This is a genomic window from Rhodococcus sp. KBW08 (assembly GCF_003852455.1).
Classification (GTDB): domain Bacteria; phylum Actinomycetota; class Actinomycetes; order Mycobacteriales; family Mycobacteriaceae; genus Rhodococcus_F; species Rhodococcus_F baikonurensis.
Map to the genome: position 1 here is coordinate 1 of NZ_QAJJ01000021.1, position 18,816 is coordinate 18,816.

At 62.8% G+C, this 18,816-nt stretch carries 19 protein-coding genes; 1 reads left to right on the top strand and 18 read right to left on the bottom strand.

Annotation, left to right across the window (positions count from 1 at the left end; translation table 11 throughout):
• Window positions 1-142: 142 nt before the first annotated feature.
• Window positions 143-1,402, bottom strand: a complete 1,260-nt coding sequence (gene murA / locus DBV08_RS27095) for a UDP-N-acetylglucosamine 1-carboxyvinyltransferase (RefSeq protein ID WP_095971611.1) — start codon at window positions 1,400-1,402, stop codon at window positions 143-145.
• A 54-nt stretch (window positions 1,403-1,456) separates the two neighbouring features.
• Here murA and DBV08_RS27100 point away from each other — a divergent pair, with 54 nt between their 5' ends.
• A complete protein-coding gene (locus tag DBV08_RS27100; protein WP_095971610.1) occupies window positions 1,457-2,029 on the top strand; it encodes a cob(I)yrinic acid a,c-diamide adenosyltransferase in 573 nt (190 codons plus the stop codon).
• A gap of 10 nt (window positions 2,030-2,039) precedes the next feature.
• Here the strand turns inward: DBV08_RS27100 and DBV08_RS27105 are convergent, their stop codons facing one another.
• From DBV08_RS27105 to rho, 17 genes are all read right to left on the bottom strand, one after another.
• A complete protein-coding gene (locus DBV08_RS27105) occupies window positions 2,040-2,462 on the bottom strand; it encodes a DUF2550 domain-containing protein (protein WP_166812995.1) in 423 nt (140 codons plus the stop codon).
• Between the two features lie 49 nt (window positions 2,463-2,511).
• Window positions 2,512-2,880 (bottom strand): F0F1 ATP synthase subunit epsilon, encoded by a 369-nt coding sequence (locus DBV08_RS27110; RefSeq protein ID WP_003941287.1) that lies wholly within the window; start codon window positions 2,878-2,880, stop codon window positions 2,512-2,514.
• A 6-nt stretch (window positions 2,881-2,886) separates the two neighbouring features.
• Window positions 2,887-4,338: a F0F1 ATP synthase subunit beta gene (atpD, locus tag DBV08_RS27115; RefSeq protein ID WP_003941349.1), complete on the bottom strand. Its 1,452-nt coding sequence runs from the start codon at window positions 4,336-4,338 to the stop codon at window positions 2,887-2,889.
• A gap of 3 nt (window positions 4,339-4,341) precedes the next feature.
• Window positions 4,342-5,325, bottom strand: coding sequence for a F0F1 ATP synthase subunit gamma (locus tag DBV08_RS27120; protein ID WP_003941320.1), 984 nt, complete (start codon window positions 5,323-5,325; stop codon window positions 4,342-4,344).
• Window positions 5,326-5,373: 48 nt separating this feature from the next.
• Window positions 5,374-7,017, bottom strand: a complete 1,644-nt coding sequence (atpA, locus tag DBV08_RS27125; RefSeq protein ID WP_007726218.1) for a F0F1 ATP synthase subunit alpha — start codon at window positions 7,015-7,017, stop codon at window positions 5,374-5,376.
• A gap of 62 nt (window positions 7,018-7,079) precedes the next feature.
• Entirely contained in the window at window positions 7,080-7,904 is an 825-nt protein-coding gene (locus tag DBV08_RS27130) for a F0F1 ATP synthase subunit delta (protein ID WP_003941304.1), read from the bottom strand.
• Between the two features lie 5 nt (window positions 7,905-7,909).
• Complete coding sequence (locus tag DBV08_RS27135; protein WP_019749173.1) at window positions 7,910-8,467, bottom strand: F0F1 ATP synthase subunit B; 558 nt, start codon at window positions 8,465-8,467, stop codon at window positions 7,910-7,912.
• A 7-nt stretch (window positions 8,468-8,474) separates the two neighbouring features.
• Window positions 8,475-8,717: an ATP synthase F0 subunit C gene (locus DBV08_RS27140; RefSeq protein WP_003941327.1), complete on the bottom strand. Its 243-nt coding sequence runs from the start codon at window positions 8,715-8,717 to the stop codon at window positions 8,475-8,477.
• Window positions 8,718-8,799: 82 nt separating this feature from the next.
• Window positions 8,800-9,627 carry a F0F1 ATP synthase subunit A gene (atpB, locus tag DBV08_RS27145; protein WP_030537337.1) on the bottom strand — a complete coding sequence of 276 codons (828 nt, stop codon included), beginning with the start codon at window positions 9,625-9,627 and terminating at the stop codon, window positions 8,800-8,802.
• A gap of 280 nt (window positions 9,628-9,907) precedes the next feature.
• Window positions 9,908-10,378: a glycine zipper family protein gene (locus DBV08_RS27150; protein ID WP_019749175.1), complete on the bottom strand. Its 471-nt coding sequence runs from the start codon at window positions 10,376-10,378 to the stop codon at window positions 9,908-9,910.
• A gap of 32 nt (window positions 10,379-10,410) precedes the next feature.
• Window positions 10,411-11,598 (bottom strand): glycosyltransferase family 4 protein, encoded by a 1,188-nt coding sequence (locus DBV08_RS27155; protein ID WP_080726516.1) that lies wholly within the window; start codon window positions 11,596-11,598, stop codon window positions 10,411-10,413.
• Window positions 11,595-12,920 carry a serine hydroxymethyltransferase gene (gene glyA / locus DBV08_RS27160; protein ID WP_124569466.1) on the bottom strand — a complete coding sequence of 442 codons (1,326 nt, stop codon included), beginning with the start codon at window positions 12,918-12,920 and terminating at the stop codon, window positions 11,595-11,597. Before glyA ends, DBV08_RS27155 begins: the two co-directional genes overlap by 4 nt.
• A gap of 2 nt (window positions 12,921-12,922) precedes the next feature.
• A complete protein-coding gene (locus tag DBV08_RS27165; protein ID WP_124569467.1) occupies window positions 12,923-13,585 on the bottom strand; it encodes an L-threonylcarbamoyladenylate synthase in 663 nt (220 codons plus the stop codon).
• Complete coding sequence (gene prmC / locus DBV08_RS27170) at window positions 13,582-14,514, bottom strand: peptide chain release factor N(5)-glutamine methyltransferase (RefSeq protein WP_095971607.1); 933 nt, start codon at window positions 14,512-14,514, stop codon at window positions 13,582-13,584. Before prmC ends, DBV08_RS27165 begins: the two co-directional genes overlap by 4 nt.
• Window positions 14,515-14,591: 77 nt before the next feature.
• Window positions 14,592-15,671: a peptide chain release factor 1 gene (gene prfA / locus DBV08_RS27175; RefSeq protein WP_003941341.1), complete on the bottom strand. Its 1,080-nt coding sequence runs from the start codon at window positions 15,669-15,671 to the stop codon at window positions 14,592-14,594.
• Window positions 15,672-15,817: 146 nt separating this feature from the next.
• Window positions 15,818-16,054: a 50S ribosomal protein L31 gene (rpmE, locus tag DBV08_RS27180; RefSeq protein ID WP_003941310.1), complete on the bottom strand. Its 237-nt coding sequence runs from the start codon at window positions 16,052-16,054 to the stop codon at window positions 15,818-15,820.
• A gap of 226 nt (window positions 16,055-16,280) precedes the next feature.
• Window positions 16,281-18,428: a transcription termination factor Rho gene (rho, locus tag DBV08_RS27185; protein ID WP_124569468.1), complete on the bottom strand. Its 2,148-nt coding sequence runs from the start codon at window positions 18,426-18,428 to the stop codon at window positions 16,281-16,283.
• Window positions 18,429-18,816: the final 388 nt, after the last annotated feature.

Consider the following 18,816-nt stretch of genomic DNA (forward strand, 5'->3'; position numbering starts at 1 on the left):
ACTTGGAATAAGTTACGCGAACCTTCAATCAATTCACAAATCGCCTGGTCACCACACCGATTTCGGCAGCCAACGCCAGGTCATACAGTTTTGTCATTCCACCACCGGCTATAAGACGCGAGTGTGACGCCGAGCACCGAGCTTATTCGGTGCCCACCCGCTCGATCACTCCCCCGAGTCCACGGAGATTCTCGACAAAACGCGGGTAACCACGGTCGATGTGGAAGATGTCGTGGACTTCGGTGGTTCCGTCCGCGACCAACCCAGCAAGCACGAGCCCGGCGCCGGCTCGAATATCCGAGGACCACACCGGTGCACTCGACAACACTGGAACTCCGCGGATAACAGCATGGTGACCGTCAGTACGAGCGTCGGCCCCGAGTCGGATCATTTCCTCGACAAATCGGAAACGCGATTCGAAGACGTTCTCGGTGATCATCGACGTGCCCTCCGCAACCGCGGCCAGACCGATTGCCATCGGCTGCAGGTCGGTCGGGAATCCCGGGTACGGCAATGTTGCGAAATTGACCGCTTTAGGTCGTTCGCGCTGGATGACACGGAAGCCGTCGACCTCGGGCGTCACCTCAGCGCCGGCTGTCCGAAGCTTGTCGAGGACCAGTCCGAGATGCTTGTGGTTCACCCCGCGAACACGGACGTCACCCCTGGTCATGGATGCAGCGACACCCCATGTCGCAGCAACGATCCGATCGCCGATGACACGGTGGGTAGTCGGTTCCAACTTGCGGACGCCTTGAATGGTGAGCGTCGAACTTCCGCCGCCCGATACCTTGGCGCCCATCTCGTTGAGCATGTTGCACAGATCCACGATCTCGGGCTCACGTGCAGCGTTGTCGATCACCGTTTCGCCACGGGCGAGCACAGCCGCCATCAAGATGTTCTCGGTTGCACCCACCGACGGGAAGACTAGGCGAATGTTCGCTCCGTGCAGGTCATCTGCCTCGGCAACGACACAACCGTGTTCGATTTCGCTACGCGCACCCAACAGTCGGAGTCCGGATTGGTGCATGTCGAGCGGTCTCGAGCCGATCGCATCGCCACCAGGAAGTGCGACAACAGCGCGTCGACAACGCGCGACCAGCGGACCGAGCACACACACCGAGGCGCGGAACTGTTTCACCGCATCGAAGTCAGCGTGATACTTCGGCTCGGCCGGCGTCGTGATCCGCACTTCGGAATCTTCGAGTTCGACTTCGCAGCCCAGACCTCGCAGAACGTCCGCCATCAGGGGTACGTCGAGAATGTCCGGGCAGTTGGTCACGACAGTGGTGCCTTCGGCCAACAGCGCCGCGGCCATCAGCTTCAGCACACTGTTCTTGGCCCCTCCCACCAGTACTTCACCTTCGAGGCGGTTACCCCCGGTCACAAGAAAGTGCTCACTCACGGTTCACAGCCTAGAGCCACAACCTCGTCGGCACCGCGCCGGTACCGTAGCCCTATGTCTGTTCACCTGACGAAGATCTACACCCGGACCGGCGACGACGGGACCACCGGCCTCAGCGATTTTTCGCGAGTCTCCAAGAACGATCCGCGTCTGGTCGCCTACGCGGATTGCGACGAGACCAACGCGGCGATCGGTGTGGCCGTTGCCCTCGGTACTCCCCCACCGAATCTGCTCGTGATGCTGCGACAGATCCAGAACGACCTTTTCGACGCAGGTGCCGACTTGTCCACCCCCGTGGTCGAGAACCCGAAGTACCCGCCGCTGCGAGTGACGCAGGCCTACATCGATCGACTCGAAGGATGGTGCGATGAGCTCAATGAGCAACTGGCACCGTTGAATTCGTTCATTCTGCCGGGCGGAACTGCCTTGGGTGCCCTGCTTCACGTAGCAAGAACCGTCTCGCGGCGTGCGGAGCGTGCGGCGTGGTCCGCGATCGATGCGAACCCGGAAGACACGAGCGTCCTCCCCGCGAAATACCTCAACAGATTGTCGGATCTTCTCTTCATCATGGGAAGAGTGGCAAACCCGGAAGGCGATGTGCTCTGGAAGCCCGGCGCCGGGGCTTGAGCGATACCGGTCAGGCGGTGCGACGCCTACGGGCGCGCCCGTCTGGTCGCGATTCGACCCAGGACAGGAACGCTGTCAATGCTCCACTGTCCAAGGCGATTTCGTAGGCCGACGATCCGTCGTTGACCTTGACCACGACGATGTCGTCGCTCATGATGTCGAATTCGGTACCCGAGGGAGAGCGACGGCTCTCGACCTCGACACCTTGACGATCAATCCTGGAGTCCGGGCCTGGCCGCAGACTCGACAGTTTGAAAAAGACGAATGTGCTTTCGCCGTAGCGAATGATCCCGTGCCGCCACCCGCTGTCCCCTGGGGATGGCAGAACACGAAGCAGTGCAGCAGTACCGCCGCGACGTAGAACGAGCAGACGATACAGAAAAGCCGCGACGAGAACCGCGAGCAGCACAACCAGAATGATCAACACAGTCATTCCGAATGTCACTGTTCGTCGGCTCCCGTCGCGGCTTTACTCGAGTAACTTACGCGCGCTCGACGGCCCGGAGCTGACCCTTGGCGACCGCAATCGCTTCGAGATCGCCCGAGTTCTCGGCCAAGACAGCCTTGGCTGCCTCGACGTCGATGTCCTGTGCCATGTCCGCGGACTCGGCAAGGATCGTCACCGTCGTCGCAGTGACGGAGAGGAACCCTCCGTGTACTGCAGCAACGATACGCTCGCCGTCGACCGAGGTGATCGACACGGTTCCGCCCTCGATCAGCTGACCGAGGACCGGCTCATGCCCAGGCATGATGCCGATTTCACCCTCGGTGGTCTGAGCGCTGACCAGCGTCGCCGAACCAGACCACAAGCGCTGCTCGACGGCAACGAGTTCTACGGTCATCTCAGCCATCGTGGACTACTTCCCGGCCATCTTCTTGGCTGCGGCCTCGACGTCGTCGAGTCCACCGCAGCTGTTGAATGCCTGCTCGGGCAGGTGATCGAACTCGCCCTTGCAGACGCGGTCGAAGGCTTCGATCGTGTCGCGGAGCGGCACGACGGAGCCGGGCTCACCGGTGAACTTCTCGGCGACGATGAAGTTCTGGCCGAGGAACTTCTGGATACGACGGGCGCGGCCGACGAGGACCTTGTCCTCTTCCTGAAGCTCGTCCATACCGAGGATGGCGATGATGTCCTGCAGTTCCTTGTACTTCTGCAGAATGCGCTTGACCTCGTTGGCAACGCGGAAGTGCTCGGCACCGACGATGCCGGGCTCCAGGATGCGGGAGGTCGAGCTCAGCGGATCCACAGCGGGGTAGATACCCATCTGCGAAATCGGGCGCGAGAGCTCGGTGGTGGCATCGAGGTGCGCGAACGTCGTAGCCGGCGCGGGGTCGGTGTAGTCGTCGGCGGGCACGTAAATAGCCTGCAGCGAGGTGATCGAGCGACCGCGTGTCGAGGTGATGCGCTCCTGGAGTTCACCCATCTCGTCCGCCAGCGTGGGCTGGTAGCCCACTGCCGAAGGCATACGGCCGAGGAGGGTGGAAACCTCGGAGCCTGCCTGCGTGAAGCGGAAGATGTTGTCGATGAACAGCAGAACGTCCTGGCCCTGAACGTCGCGGAAGTACTCCGCCATCGTCAGTGCGGACAGGGCGACGCGCATACGCGTTCCGGGCGGCTCGTCCATCTGTCCGAAGACAAGGGCGGTGTCCTGGAGGACGCCCATCTCTTCCATTTCCAGGTGGAGGTCGGTGCCCTCACGGGTACGCTCACCGACGCCTGCGAACACCGAGGTGCCCGAGAACTCGCGAGCGATACGCGTGATCATTTCCTGGATCAGAACGGTCTTGCCGACGCCGGCGCCACCGAACAGGCCGATCTTTCCACCCTTGACGTACGGGGTGAGGAGGTCGATGACCTTGATGCCGGTCTCGAGGATCTCGGTCTTACCTTCGAGCTGATCGAAGGCTGGTGGCTTGCGGTGGATGCCCCACTGCTCGCCGTCGCGGCCGAGGCCCGGGGTGTCGAGGCAATCGCCCAGTGCATTGAACACGTGGCCCTTGACGACGTCACCGACGGGAACCGAGATCGGCTTGCCCGAGTCGGTCACTGCAGTGCCGCGGACGAGGCCGTCGGTGGGCTGCATGGAGACGGTGCGGACCAGGTTGTCACCGAGGTGCTGTGCAACCTCGAGCGTCAGCGTCTTGGCGACCGAGGGAAGCGTGATCTCGGCGTTCAGGGCGTTGAACAGTTCAGGAACAGCGCCACGCGGGAATTCAACGTCCACGACGGGACCGATGACCCGCACGACGCGGCCGGCTACGGCCGAAGCCGAACCTGCCCCGTTGTTTTCGGTTACTGCTGCGGTCATGTGCTAGTCACTTCCTGCGCTCGAGGCGAGCGCGTTGGCGCCGCCGACGATCTCGCTGATTTCCTGGGTGATCTGGGCCTGGCGAGCCTGGTTGGCCTGACGGCTCAACGTGTTCACCAGTTCGTTTGCGTTGTCCGTCGCGGCCTTCATGGCGGTACGACGGGCTGCCGACTCCGATGCCGCAGCATCGAGAAGCGACGAGAAGATACGAGTGCTGACGTACTTCGGGAGAAGAGCACCGAGAAGCTTCTCGGGCTCGGGCTCGAAGCTGAAGTCCGCGACGGGTCCATTGTCATGGTCGTCGTCGTGGCCGTTGGTCAGCATGTCGTCACCGAGTTCGATGCGCTCTTCCGACACGAAGACCTCGAGAGGAGCCATACGGCGAACCTCGGGAGTCTGCGTCAGCATCGACACGAAGCGGGTGTAGACGATATGGAGTTCGTCGACGCCCTCGATCGTGCCTTCACCGTTCGGAGCGGCAACCTGGTTACCCGAACCAGCCATGAACAGCTCCACCAGGTGGCGGCTGGCCTTCGCTGCATCCGAGTATCCCGGATCCTGCGAGAAGCCCGTCCACGCAGCACCGATGTCGCGGCCGCGGAACGTGTAGTAGCCGAGTCCCTTGGAACCGAGCACGTACACGACCGGCTCCTTGCCCTCGCTGCGGAGGAGAGCCATGAGCTCTTCTGCCTGCTTGAGGACGTTGGAGTTGTAGCCACCACACATGCCGCGGTCACTGGTGACAACGAGCACCGCAGCCCGCTTGGGCTCCGGACGCTCGTTGAGCAACGGGTGATCGAGCGAAGCAGACGCACTCGCCAATTCGGTGAGTACCTTCGTGATCTCCTCGGCATACGGCTTGGACGCGGCGACGCGAATCTGAGCCTTGGTGATACGCGAAGTCGCGATCAGTTCCTGTGCCTTGGTGATCTTCTTGGTCGAGTTGACCGACTTGATACGAGACCGCAATTCGAGAATGCTCGCCATCGATCAATCACTCTCCCTTCGGAATTCGCAGTGTCATGGGCGCGTACGTCACTTGCTGACGGTCTTGCGCTTGACGTTGATCTGCTCGTTCGCGACCTCGTCGGCGCCCAAAGCGTCAGCCTCGGCCTCGTTCACGACCCGGCTTCCGTCGGATGCGATGAAGCCTTCCTTGAACTTGTTCGTTGCAGCGATCAGCTCAGCAGCGTTGTCGGCATCGAGTGCCTTGCCGCCGTTGATGCTGGAGTAGACGCCAGCAGCCGAGTGCTTGAGGTCTTCGAGCAGTTCCTTCTCGAAGCGACGGACGTCGCCGATCGGAACGCTGTCGAAGATGCCTTCGCCGGCCAGGTAGATCGAGACGATCTGGTCCTCGACGGGGATCGGGCTGTACTGATCCTGCTTGAGCAGCTCGACCAGACGGGCACCGCGCTCGAGCTGAGCCTTGGAGGCAGCGTCGAGGTCGGATGCGAAGGCGGAGAACGCTTCGAGCTCACGGAACTGAGCCAGTTCCAGACGCAGCGAACCGGAAACCTTCTTCATGCCCTTGGTCTGTGCAGCGCCACCGACGCGGGAGACCGAGATACCGACGTTGATCGCGGGGCGAACGCCCTTGTTGAACAGGTCGGACTCGAGGAACACCTGACCGTCGGTGATGGAGATGACGTTGGTCGGGATGTAAGCCGAGACGTCGTTCGCCTTGGTCTCGATGATCGGCAGAGCCGTCAGCGAGCCACCGCCGAGAGCGTCGGACAGCTTCGCCGAGCGCTCCAGCAGACGGGAGTGCAAGTAGAAGACGTCACCGGGGTAAGCCTCGCGTCCCGGCGGACGACGCAGCAGCAGTGAGATGGCGCGGTACGCCTCTGCCTGCTTGGTCAGGTCGTCGAACACGACCAGAACGTGCTTGCCCTGGTACATCCAGTGCTGGCCGATGGCCGAGCCGGTGTACGGTGCGAGCCACTTGAAGCCTGCGGAATCAGATGCCGGAGCAGCAACGATGGTGGTGTACTCCATCGCGCCCTTCTCCTCGAGGGCAGCCTTGACGCCCGCGATGGTGGAACCCTTCTGACCGATGGCAACGTAGATGCAGCGCACCTGCTTGTTGACATCGCCGGAATCCCAGTTGGCCTTCTGGTTCAGGATGGCGTCGATGCAGACCGCGGTCTTGCCGGTCTTGCGGTCGCCGATGATGAGCTGGCGCTGGCCGCGGCCGATCGGGGTCATGGCGTCGATAGCCTTGATACCGGTCTGGAGCGGCTCTTCGACCGGCTGGCGCTCGAGCACCGAAGCGGCCTGGAGCTCGAGTGCACGGTTCTCGGTGCTCTCGATCTCGCCGAGACCGTCGATGGGCGCACCCAGCGGGTCGATGACGCGGCCGAGGAAAGCATCGCCGACGGGAACCGACAGAACGTCGCCCGTGCGCTTTACTTCCTGGCCTTCTTGAATGTTCTGGTAATCGCCAAGGATGACGGCACCGATTTCGGTGGCATCCAGGTTGAGCGCGACGCCGACGATTCCACCGGGGAACTCCAACAGCTCGTTGGACATAGCCGAAGGCAGGCCAGAGACGTGCGCAATGCCGTCACTGGTGTCGGTCACTGTGCCGACCTCCTCACGGGAGGCCTCCGGGGAGTAGCTCGCGGTGTAGTTGTCGATCGCGCTACGGATCTCGTCGGAGGAGATCGTCAGCTCCGCCATGTTTTTCCTGCTCTCGGTGTCTGGTCTTCGAAAAGATCTGGAGTATGTGTTCGGCTGAAGGACTACTTGAGGTTCTTCCGCAGTGCTGCGAGTCGACCCGCTGCGCTGCCGTCGATAACCTCGTCGCCCACCCGGACGACCAAGCCGCTGAGGAGTTCTGGATCGACCTCGACGTGTACTGCTACCGGCTTCCCGTAGGTGCGGGTAAGAGTGCTGGCCAAGCGATCCGACTGCTCCGAGCTCAACGCCGAGGCGCTGCGAACGTGAGCAACGGTGGTATCGCGCTGCGCTGCGGCAAGATTCGACAGCTGATCGAAAGTGTCTGCGGGTGCAGACTTCAACCGGCCGACGGCCTGTCCGGCGAGTGCCTCGGTGACCGCGGTGACCTTGCCGTAGAGCAAGCGAGAGAGGAACTCGCGCTTGCGGGCTGCGGGAACCGACAGATCCGAGAGCGTCTGCTCCAGGCTGGGGTCCCCTGCCACGATGCGACCGAGACGGAAGAGCTCGTCCTCAACGGTGTCCAACTGGCTCTGATCGGCTGCGGCGCGGAGCAGAGCTTCGCGTCCGAGCAATTCGAGCGAGTTGACCAAGTCGCGGGCCGCAGACCAGTCCTGGCCTGCAGCTGCCTTCACGGTGGCGAGCGCCTCGGCGCCGACCTTTCCGGAGAACAACTGCTCTGCCAAAGCCTGGCGACCAGCGGCCGGTGCCGAAGCGTCAGCCAGCGCGCTGCGAAGAGCGCGCTGGCCGTCGAGTACCTCGACCACCGAGAAGAGCTCGGACCCAGCCTGAGCAGAAGCAGCAGTTGCGGCTCCTGCAGAGACGGCGCCCAGGGCACTGCTCAGCGCAGAACGAGTCTGCGCCAAGGCTTCACGGCTCGCTGCGTACATGTTGCTCACTTCCTGGCTGAATCAGCGCTGACGGTGTCGAGCTCGTTGAGGAAACGATCAACCGTTCCGGCGCGCTTCACGTCGTCGGCGAGGGACTCCCCGATGACCTTCTCGGCCAGGTCTACAGCGGTCTTGCCGAGATCCGAGCGGAGCTCAGCGACGATCTGCTGACGCTGGGCGACGAGCTGGCTGTGGCCTGCGGCCACGATGCGGTCGCTCTCGTCCTGCGCCTGAACCTTCATGTCAGCGATGATCTGCTGACCCTGGGTACGCGCTTCCTCACGGATCTGCGCTGCCTCGGTACGAGCTTCGGCGAGCTGCGCGCGGTACTGCTCGAGCGCGGCCGCTGCCTCTGCCTGTGCGTCTTCGGCCTTCTTGATGCCGCCCTCGATCTGCTCGGTGCGTTCGGCCAAGACCTTCTGGAACTTCGGAAGAACGAGCTTCCAGAAGACGAAACCGACTACGACGAGCGCAACCGCGGACCACACGATGTCGTATGTCTCGGGCAAGAGAGGATTGTGTGTCTCCTCTGTTGCCGCGAGCACTGCGAAGGTGGCTCCCATGTCGGTCTTAGAAAATGAAACCGGCGACAAGGCCGATCAATGCGAGGGCCTCGGTGAATGCAATACCGAGGAACATGGTGGTACGAACCTGGCCGGCCATCTCGGGCTGGCGGACCATGCCTTCGATTGCCTTGCCCACAACGATGCCCACGCCGATGCCGGGGCCGATTGCTGCGAGGCCGTAGCCGATGGCTCCGTAGCCGCGCGACTTGGTCTCGACAACTTCCTGAGCGAGGTAAGCGATGCTCATGGTGTTCCATTCCCTTTCTGTTGACCTCTGCCGGATTCGGCAAGAGGCTCAGTTCTTGGTGTAGCTGGTGAGGAGGTAAAGGTCAGTGCTCGTCGGCGTGGAGCGCCAGTTCGATGTACACCGCGGTCAGCAACGCGAACACGTAAGCCTGCAGGAAGATGACCAGCAGCTCGAAGAACGTGAATGCGATACCGGCGATGATCGACGGAACGCCGAAGATCGCCTGGAATCCGCCGGACACGAAGAAGAAGTAGTTCGTCGCGCTGAAGAACAGCACCAGCAGGATGTGGCCGGCCAACATGTTGGCCATGAGACGAACCATCAGCGTGAACGGGCGCAGGATGAAGGTCGAGATGAACTCGATGGGCACCAACAAGAAGTGCAGGGGCAGCGGGACGCCGGGAACGACGATGCTGCTCTTGACGTACTTGAAGAAGCCGTACTTCTTGATTCCGACGTAGTTGAACACGATGTAGGCGAGCGCCGCGAGGACCAGGGGCATACCGATTCGTGCGTTCGGCGAGATGTTCAGGAAAGGAATGATGCTGGCTAGGTTGCTGGCGACCACGATGAAGAAGATCGTCGTGATGACCGGCAGGAAGCGCTTGCCCTGTTCCTTGCCCAGGATCTCCTCGGCGATGTTGATCCGAACGAAGTCGAGCGCAAGCTCAGCGGCGTTCTGCATCCCACGGGGAACCAATCGAGGGCTGCGCATCGCGATCACGAAGAAGGCTGCGACCAGCACCGACATCAGCAGACGAATCAGCATCAGACGGTCGAGCTCGAAGGGGCCCGCGTGAATCAACACGGAGGGCGGGAAAAAATCGTCTAGTGACGGCGCATGGAATTCATCCGCGGCCAGGGTGGTGACGCTCAGCGTTCTCTCCCGTAGTCGGTCCGCAGCCATCATTGACTGCGGTTCGATCGGACATTGACGATCTACAAGTCGACAAGTTCGACTCGCGCATTCGTCAGCAGCTGGAGAACCCTTGAGGGACCTGGCGTCTGTCGGTGTCGGCGACTCTCGTCGACTCAGTGGTCAGAATTTCGACCACCTGCGAGCACATGGCATCGTCGGCTGAGTGTTACTCGGCCCACCATTGCTCTCGCTTGAACCGAACCTTATCAAGTCATCTACGACATTGTGTAGATGGGGTACCTGGAAGTCCGATTAGTTACCTCTTGTAGTACTACTCGTCGTCGTCGACGTTGCTGCTGGGAGTGGGATCGACGTACGGAGTTTTGGTTCCGAGAACGCCGTACGTCTCCGCTCCGAGCACCACGACCAGCGACATGATGATGACCAGGACGAGGGCGGTCTTGTTGTAGAAATCCATGTCCGAGAGGACGAAGAGAACCACCATCGCGAGAATCATCTTGAGCAGCCACGTGCCGAGCAGAACTGCACCGGCCGTGAGCGCGGGCAGCTTTGCCGTGAGCAACACGCCCAGCGCGGTGAACAGGATGAACCCGCCGCCGACGGCTGCGCCGATCAAAGCGCCGTAGACGCCTTCCTTGCCGGCGAACAGCCCGCCCAGGAGCGCGCCGACCACGGCCAGCGCGATCAGCCCCATCACACCCCACTTCACGGCCGACTTCATCGCGGCGGTCGAATCAGGGATGGGTTGCGAGGCAGGTACAGGCTGCGGCGTGTTCGTCACGATGCCCAAGGGTAATGGATCGGAAAACGTGGCTAGCGCCGCTGCTGCTTGCGATCGATCAAAGACGGCACGGCAGTGAAGAACAACGCAAGGACCAAACCGGCCGCGACGAGTACGACAACCAGCTGACGATTGAGCAGTGAGGATCCGACGGCACCGAAAGCCAGAACGCTGACCCACAGGTAGATGACCAGCACGACTCGTCGATGCGTGTGCCCGATCTGCAAGAGCCGGTGGTGCAGGTGCATCTTGTCCGGACTGAACGGACTCACGCCCGCTTTCGTTCGGCGGATCACGGCCAGGAGCATGTCCAGCATCGGGATGAACATCACAGCTCCGACCAGCAACAACGGCGCGAGAAGGCCGACGAGGTCGCGGGTTCCGTAGGCGGTCAGTGGAATACGACCGGATGCGCTGGTGGAGATCGCAGCCAGCATCAGACCGATCAACATCGAACCGGAGTCGCCCATGAAGATGCGTGCCGGATTGAAGTTGTGCGGAAGAAATCCGAGACAAGCACCTGCCAACGCCGCGGCGATCATCGCGGGTGGATAGACGCTGGCGTCACCGCCCTGATCGTGGAGCAGACCGATCGAGAAGATGAGGATTGCCAGGGCCGCGATCAGCCCCAAACCGGCGGCCAATCCGTCGAGACCGTCGACGAAATTCATGGCGTTGATGGTCGCGACGGCAACAGCCACCGTGAACAGTCCCGATTGAATCTGATCGAGGATGATGGTGGACCCACCGTCACCGCCGAACGGGTTGTAGATGATGAACCAACTGACGCCCATCACCACGAGAACTCCGGCAGCAGTCACCTGACCCACGAACTTGGTGAGCGCGTCGAGACCCCATCTGTCGTCGATCACACCCACGAGGACGATGACGGCTCCCGCAACGAGCGCAGCGTGTACGTCCGGACTACCGAAGCCGAAACCTCTTGTGAGCGCGGGTAATTGCTGCGCAAACAGCAGGCCGACAGCCATTCCGATGTACATTCCGACGCCACCGAGGCGCGGAATCGGCTCGACATGAACGTCCCGATCACGCGGAATCGCAACGGCGCCGAACCGCAGCGCCAACAACCGGACTGCTCCGGTCGCCAGGTAGGTCACCACCGCAGCCGTACACAGCACGAGCAACAGTTCACGGATGGGAACACCCGCTCCCCCGCCACCCTGTGCCAGATATGTGGTCGCCTCGTAGGAAGTGATCACTGCGCGAGATCACCCGTCTGGCGGGGGTAGGCGGGCTTTGCCCGGACCAATTCGCGAACGCCGTCGGCAACTGATGCCAACTCGGCCTCCCCGGACGTGGTGGCGGGATCCGCGACGACTGCACGCGTAATCAACTCCCCCACGACGCTCATGTCGGCACGGTTGAATCCCTGCGTCGTCACGGCCGCGGATCCGACGCGGATTCCGGACGTGACGGCCGGCGACTGCGGATCGAACGGAATCGCATTCTTGTTGAGCGTGATCGAAGCCAGTCCGCACCTACGCTCGGCGTCGACTCCGGTGACCCCGCTTGCGCGCAGGTCGAGAAGTGCCAGATGCGTGTCGGTTCCACCGGACACGGTACGCAGGCCGCGAGCTTCCAACGACTGCGCGAGCGCCGACGCATTGGCGACCACTTCCTGTGCATACCAACGATATTCCGGCGTCGATGCTTCTTTGAAGGCAACCGCCTTCGCGGCGATCGCATGCATCATCGGACCGCCTTGGATGAAGGGGAACACCGCGCGATCGACAACCGAGGCGTGCTCGCTGCGGCACAAGATCATTCCGCCGCGCGGGCCTCTGAGGACCTTGTGCGTCGTCGCGGAGACCACGTCGGCATACGGAACACACGACGGTATCGCTCGGCCTGCGACGAGTCCGATGAAGTGGGCGGCGTCGACCCACAGGATCGCACCGACCTCGTCAGCGATCGAGCGGAAGGCTGCGAAGTCGATGGTGCGGGAGTATGCCGTCGCGCCGGCGACGATGATTTTCGGCTTGTGCGCCAGAGCCAGGGTGCGAACCTCGTCGTAGTCGATCAATTCGGTGGCCGAATCGACGTGATAGGGAACGGTGGTGAACCACTGCCCCGAAAAGCTGACCCGAGACCCGTGAGTCAGATGCCCACCGTGCGGCAGACTCATCGCCAGCACGGTGTCGCCGGGCTTGGCGAATGCGGCGTACACCGCGAGATTTGCAGTGGCTCCCGAATGCGGTTGGACGTTGACGTGCTCAGCGCCGAAGAGTGCTTTCGCCCGGTCGATCGCCAGATTCTCGGCTGCGTCGACGTACTCGCACCCGCCGTAGTAACGCCGACCCGGATAGCCCTCGGCGTACTTGTTGCTCAGGGTCGAACCCAAGGCGGCCAGTACGGCGGGGCTGGTGAAGTTCTCGCTCGCGATGAGTTGAAGTCCGCCGCGCTGACGCTCGAGTTCGGCCAGCGCAATAGCCGCGATCTCGGGGTCTGCCGTGGCAAGCTCACCGAAATCCGGTCCCCAGTACGTGGATTCCCCCGCGCGCTCGCCGCCGGCGCCGACCATCGTTACGAAACTCCCTCTACGAGGCTTTCCGGACTGGTGCCCAATACCTCGGCGATGGCTTCTGCCGAGACGGCACCCACTCGCAAGATACGCGGTGAATTGCCGGTCAGGTCGACGATCGTGGAAGCAACGGCGTGTTCGGCCTTGCCCCCGTCGAGATACACGCTGGCAGATCCACCGAGCTGATCTCGAGCTTCCTCGACGGTAGTCGCCGGCGGACGCCCCGAAATGTTGGCACTCGAGACGGCAAGCGGTCCGACATCACGCAACAATTCAAGAGCAACCGGGTGCAAGGGCATGCGGAGCATGACGGTTCCGCGGGTATCGCCGAGGTCCCAGGCAAGTGACGGCGCCTGCTCGACGACCAAGCTCAGTCCGCCGGGCCAGAACGCGCGGATCAGATCCCGTGCCTGCGGGCGCACGCTGTAGACGAGCCCGTCGATGGTGTTCCACGATCCGACCAGTACCGGGACGGGCATGTCTCGCCCGCGTCCCTTGGCGCGCAACAAACTCGTGACAGCTTCGCTGTCGAACGCGTCGGCGGCGAGTCCGTACAGGGTGTCGGTGGGGAGAACTACGAGTCGGCCGGCCTTGAGCGCGTTCTTCGCGGCGGCCAAGCCTGCGGTTCGGGAATCTGTCTGACTGCAGTCGTACACGGTGCTCACTCAGCCATCCTTTCACTCTGCACTTCGGGCGTTCGATTCCGCTGGGCTTCGACGTCGGTGGCGACACGTCTGGCGACGACGAATCGCGGACGACCGGCAAGATCGGGATGCTGCGCGACCTCGCCGAATACCCGGCGCGCCGAGAACAGCGCAGCGACGCCGTCGCCGTTGGTGTCGTCGTGCTCGATGCCCGCCGCGCCGCCGATGCGAAGCCACCGCGCGATGTTGCTGATCATCGGTTTGATGACGGATAGACCGTCGGCACCGCCGAACAGCGCGGTGTGTGGGTCGTAGTCCATGACCTCAGGCTGCAATTGCGCGCCTTCGGGGATGTACGGCGGATTGGAGACGACAAGATCGACGCCGCCCTCGAGCCCCGGCAACAAGTTCCGATCGGTGACGTCGCCCTGATGCAGATGGATCGGTGTATCACCGGCGGCCTCGCGGTCGGCGGCATTACGACGCGCCCACGCCAGCGCGGCGGGTTCCTTCTCCACGGCGTGAACGACGGCGTCGGGACGGGCCTCGGCGATGGACAGCGCGAGTACACCCGATCCCGTGCACAGGTCCAGCACTACCGGCGGCTTGCTTCCGCAACCTTCGAGGAACGAGAGCGCCCAACCCATGAGCAATTCGGTTTCGGGCCGCGGAATGAAGACACCCGGACCGACGGCGACGTCGATGTTGCCCATCGATGCGACTCCGATGATGTGCTGCAAAGGAATCCGCTTCACGCGTTGCGCAACCAACTCGTCGAACGCCGCGATGACCTCGGGATCGACCAACGGAATCAGCCCGAGACGCGTGCGTTCGACGCCGAGCAGGTGGGATGCCAACAACTCGGCGTCGGTGCGTGGGCTGGGCACACCTGCGGCGTCGAGCTGTTTTGCAGCTTCGATCAGCGCCAAACGAAGTGGAAGTCGACTCACGGGTACAGCCTGCCACGCTCGACCGACACGCGGTTCACCGAGTTCCCAGCAGTATGGAGGTCAGTCATCGTCTGCATCTACTCGGCCGCGAGACGCGCCTCTCGGTCCGCCTTGCCCAATGCGTCGAGAAGTGCGTCGAGCTCACCGTCGAGCACCGCGTCGAGGTTGTGCGACTTGAACCCGATGCGGTGATCGGTGATGCGGTTCTCCGGGAAGTTGTAGGTGCGGATGCGCTCCGAACGGTCCACCGTCCGGACCTGACTCTGGCGACCTGCCGACGCTTCTGCGTCCGCGGCTTCCTCGGCGACTACCTGCAAGCGGGCGGCAAGGACCTGCATGGCGCGCGCCTTGTTCTGCAGCTGCGAACGCTCGTTCTGGCAGGTGACGACGATGCCGGTCGGAAGGTGCGTGATTCGGACAGCAGAGTCGGTCGTGTTGACGCCCTGACCACCCTTGCCCGACGAACGGTAGACGTCGATGCGCAGGTCACTCTCGTCGATCTGGACCTGCTCGACCTCTTCCGGCTCCGGGTAGACCAGCACGCCGGCGGCCGAAGTGTGAACGCGTCCCTGGGATTCGGTGACGGGCACTCGCTGGACGCGGTGAACACCGCCCTCGAACTTCAGCCTCGCCCACACTCCGTCCGGGGTATCTGACTTGCTCTTGATCGACAGCGTTGCTTCCTTGTATCCGCCGAGATCGGAAACCGTCGCGTCGAGGATCTCGACGCGCCAGCCGTGCCGTTCCGCGTAGCGGACGTACATGCGGGCCAGGTCCGAGGCGAAGAGCGCGGATTCTTCGCCGCCCTCACCGGACTTCACTTCGAGGACGATGTCGTCGCCGTCATGCGGATCACGCGGCGCCAACTGATCGGTCAGCGTCTGCTCGAGCTGCGCGACCTCGGCTTCGAGATCGGGGATCTCGGCGGCGAAGCTGGAATCGTCGGCAGCGAGTTCGCGCGCGGCTTCCAGATCGTCCTGCGCAGCCGTGAGCTTGTTGTACGTCGACATGATCGGCGAGAGCTCGGAGAACCGCTTACCGACGCGCCTGGCAGCGGCAGGGTCGTTGTGCAGCGCCGGATCGGACATCTGTGCTTCGAGACCGGCGTGCTCCGCCAAGATGTCGTCGATGGCCGAGGGCTGGGTTGCGCCTGCCATGGTTCGCTCCGCTCTGAGTTTCGATTCCTACGGTGCGCGCTTGAAGGTATTTCGACGCCGGGACCCGGGAAACGCGCAAACCGAGTGCAGGCACAAAAAAGCCGACGCCCGATCTGCGCATGGCAGATCGGGCGTCGGCGGAACAGCTAGGACTCGGTGGCCGGGACCTTGCTGTCTGCGCGCTTGCCGTAGCGAGCCTCGAAGCGAGCGACGCGTCCACCGGTGTCGAGAATCTTCTGCTTGCCCGTGTAGAACGGGTGGCACTGCGAGCAAACCTCGACGTTGATGCGTCCGGACTCCTTGGTGCTGTGGGTCTCGAACGTGTTACCGCAACCGCAGACGACGGTGGTCGCTACGTAAGTTGGGTGGATTCCTGCCTTCATGGTGTCCCTTTCAATGGTCGCCGGGTCGACGTCGCCAATCGACATCGTGAACCGGAACCGGACTCGGCCGTTCAGTATGCCAGATGCGGTACCTCACCGGATAATCCGCGTCTCGCACGCCTCGGGGTGGCTATACGAAGTTGTCAACGCACTGCCCTTCGGTTTTGTTCCGCCCATGCAAAAGGCCCACAACCAGCTGGTTGTGGGCCTTTTGACGTCGAGTCGATCAGTCGTCGATCGCACCCGGTGCGGTCTTGGAGACCTGCATCAGGAACTCGAGGTTGTTCTTGCTCTTCTTCAGTCGATCGATCAGCAGATCGATGGCCTGATGCGAGTCCAGACCGGACAGGACGCGGCGGAGCTTGTGCAGCACCGCAGCCTCGTCCGGGCTCAGGAGCAGCTCGTCCTTACGCGTACTGGACGGGTTGACGTCCACGGCCGGGAACACGCGGCGTTCGGCGATCTTGCGATCGAGCTTGAGCTCGGCGTTGCCGGTGCCCTTGAACTCTTCGAAGATCACGGTGTCGCCGGTGGATCCGGTCTCGACCATTGCGGTAGCGATGATGGTGAGCGATCCACCGTTCTCGATGTTGCGGGCAGCACCGAGGAAACGCTTCGGCGGGTACAGCGCTGTCGAGTCGACGCCACCGGAGAGGATGCGTCCGGACGCCGGCGAGGAGTTGTTGTACGCACGACCCAGACGCGTGATGGAGTCGAGCAGTACGACGACGTCCTTACCCATCTCGACCAGGCGCTTCGCACGCTCGATTGCCAGCTCGGCAACTGCGGTGTGATCTCCCGGCGGGCGGTCGAAGGTGGAGGAAATGACCTCGCCCTTCACGCTGCGCTGCATGTCGGTCACTTCCTCGGGACGCTCGTCCACGAGGATGACCATCAGGTAGCACTCAGGATTGTTGGTGGCGACAGCATTCGCGATCGCCTGCAACACGCTGGTCTTACCCGCCTTGGGCGGGCTCACGATGAGGGCGCGCTGGCCCTTACCGATGGGCATCACCAGGTCGATGACACGCGTGGTGAGAATGTGCTGCTCGGTCTCGAGGCGCAGACGCTGGTTCGGGTACAGCGGCGTGAGCTTGTTGAACTCGGGGCGCTTCTTCGCGGCCTCGACGTCGCCGCCGTTGACCGTGTCGATGCGGACCAGCGGGTTGAACTTCTGACGCTGGCTGCCCTGTTCACCGTCACGCGAGACCCGGACGGCACCGGTGATGGCGTCGCCACGGCGAAGACCGTTCTTGCGGATCAGGTTCATGGAGACGTAGACGTCGTTGGGACCGGCGAGGTACCCGGACGTACGCACGAAGGCGTAATTGTCGAGGACGTCGAGGATGCCGGCAACCGGCTGAAGGACGTCGTCCTCGCGGATTTCGGTCTCACGCGAATCGTTGGGTGCGCCACCCTCACCGCGGTCGCGACCACGGCCACGGCGCTCGCGGAAACGGCGTCCGCGGCGTCCACGTCCACCCTCTTCGTCGTCGTCCGGTCCGTTGTTGCGGTTGTCCGTGCGCGGACCGGCATTGTTCTGGCCGGCGTTGTTCTGATTGCCACGGTCCTGACGGTCCTGGCGATCCTGGTTGCCCCGGTTGCCCTGGTTGTCCCGCTGGCTCTGGTTGTCTCGCTGGCCCTGGTTGTCTCGCTGGCCCTGGTTGTCTCGCTGGCCCTGGTTGTCGCGGTTTCGCTCGCGGCGGGGACGCTCGTTGCCCTGCTCGGCAGGAGCCTGCTCAGCGTCCGACTTGCCCTCGGCGCCTGAAGAACGCTCGGCCGGAGCCTCTGTCTTCGCAGCTTCGGCGGCCTTCGAGGTGTCCGAGTCGGACTTTGCCGAAGGAGTGTCCTGCTCGATGCTCAGTTCACCCTGGTCGGGTGAACCTGCTCGACGTGCGGCGCCGCGACGCTGACGTCCACGACGGGGTGCAGCCTGATCGGCGTCCTCGGCGGATTCGGTACGTGCCGGCGCGGCCTCGGCAGGAGCCGATTCGGCCGCCGGAGCTGTTTCGGCTGCGGGGGTTTCGGTTCGTGCGGCGCGAGTGCTCTTGGCACGAGTGCGCGCAACGGGTGCGTCGTCGAGAGTGAGTTCACTCTGTGCGGGTGCAGCCTTTGCGCTGCCGCCCTGGCGCTCCTTGATGGCTGCGATCAGGTCACCCTTGCGCATGCCGGAAGTGCCTTTGATGCCCAGTTCACCCGCAAGAGTGCGGAGTTCGGTGAGCACCATGCCGGAGAGTCCGGCACCACGGCGCGTTTCGGCACGCTTCGTGGAGGTCGCCACCGCACCGTTCGATGCTGAAGATGACGCCTGAGAATTGTCGCCTGATTCCGACCCGGCGGGTGCAGAAGTGGCGATGAGGTCCGTATCGGTCACGGAGGTCCTTTCCTTCCCTCACTCGCACTGCGCAAAGTCGAGGGTTCGTCCCGCAGTTCGATTGAATACCGAACTCGGTGGTGCCGTACGTGGTTGCTGTCCAGAACTGCCGGCTTGTCCGCCGTCACATGATTGTCGGAAACTCTCGCCTCAAACTTTTCATGCGCTCGCAAACCTGCCCAACGCGCCTTCGTCGACGATTCACTCCCCCGTGTGCTGAACCCCAGAGTCATGGAACCTCTGAGTGTTCGATCCGCGGAGGATTCAAACCTTCGGAGAAGGTACAAGCGCGAGAATCATGCCAAGGACTGTGGACCCCGATTGGGAAGGAGTTTTGCCCCCTGGTGATGCACCGGCGACTGACGCGCACGATGTACGGACATAGCCC

Excerpts from the sequence above, each read along its gene's own strand:
- DBV08_RS27100 (WP_095971610.1), top strand. The coding sequence starts at position 1,457 with ATGTCTGTTCACCTGACGAAGATCTACACCCGGACCGGCGACGACGGG.
- DBV08_RS27105 (WP_166812995.1), bottom strand. The coding sequence starts at position 2,462 with ATGACTGTGTTGATCATTCTGGTTGTGCTGCTCGCGGTTCTCGTCGCG.
- DBV08_RS27110 (WP_003941287.1), bottom strand. The coding sequence starts at position 2,880 with ATGGCTGAGATGACCGTAGAACTCGTTGCCGTCGAGCAGCGCTTGTGG.
- atpD (WP_003941349.1), bottom strand. The coding sequence starts at position 4,338 with ATGACCGCAGCAGTAACCGAAAACAACGGGGCAGGTTCGGCTTCGGCC.
- DBV08_RS27120 (WP_003941320.1), bottom strand. The coding sequence starts at position 5,325 with ATGGCGAGCATTCTCGAATTGCGGTCTCGTATCAAGTCGGTCAACTCG.
- atpA (WP_007726218.1), bottom strand. The coding sequence starts at position 7,017 with ATGGCGGAGCTGACGATCTCCTCCGACGAGATCCGTAGCGCGATCGAC.
- DBV08_RS27130 (WP_003941304.1), bottom strand. The coding sequence starts at position 7,904 with ATGTACGCAGCGAGCCGTGAAGCCTTGGCGCAGACTCGTTCTGCGCTG.
- DBV08_RS27135 (WP_019749173.1), bottom strand. The coding sequence starts at position 8,467 with ATGGGAGCCACCTTCGCAGTGCTCGCGGCAACAGAGGAGACACACAAT.
- DBV08_RS27140 (WP_003941327.1), bottom strand. The coding sequence starts at position 8,717 with ATGAGCATCGCTTACCTCGCTCAGGAAGTTGTCGAGACCAAGTCGCGC.
- atpB (WP_030537337.1), bottom strand. The coding sequence starts at position 9,627 with ATGATGGCTGCGGACCGACTACGGGAGAGAACGCTGAGCGTCACCACC.
- glyA (WP_124569466.1), bottom strand. The coding sequence starts at position 12,920 with ATGGTCGGCGCCGGCGGCGAGCGCGCGGGGGAATCCACGTACTGGGGA.
- prfA (WP_003941341.1), bottom strand. The coding sequence starts at position 15,671 with ATGGCAGGCGCAACCCAGCCCTCGGCCATCGACGACATCTTGGCGGAG.
- rpmE (WP_003941310.1), bottom strand. The coding sequence starts at position 16,054 with ATGAAGGCAGGAATCCACCCAACTTACGTAGCGACCACCGTCGTCTGC.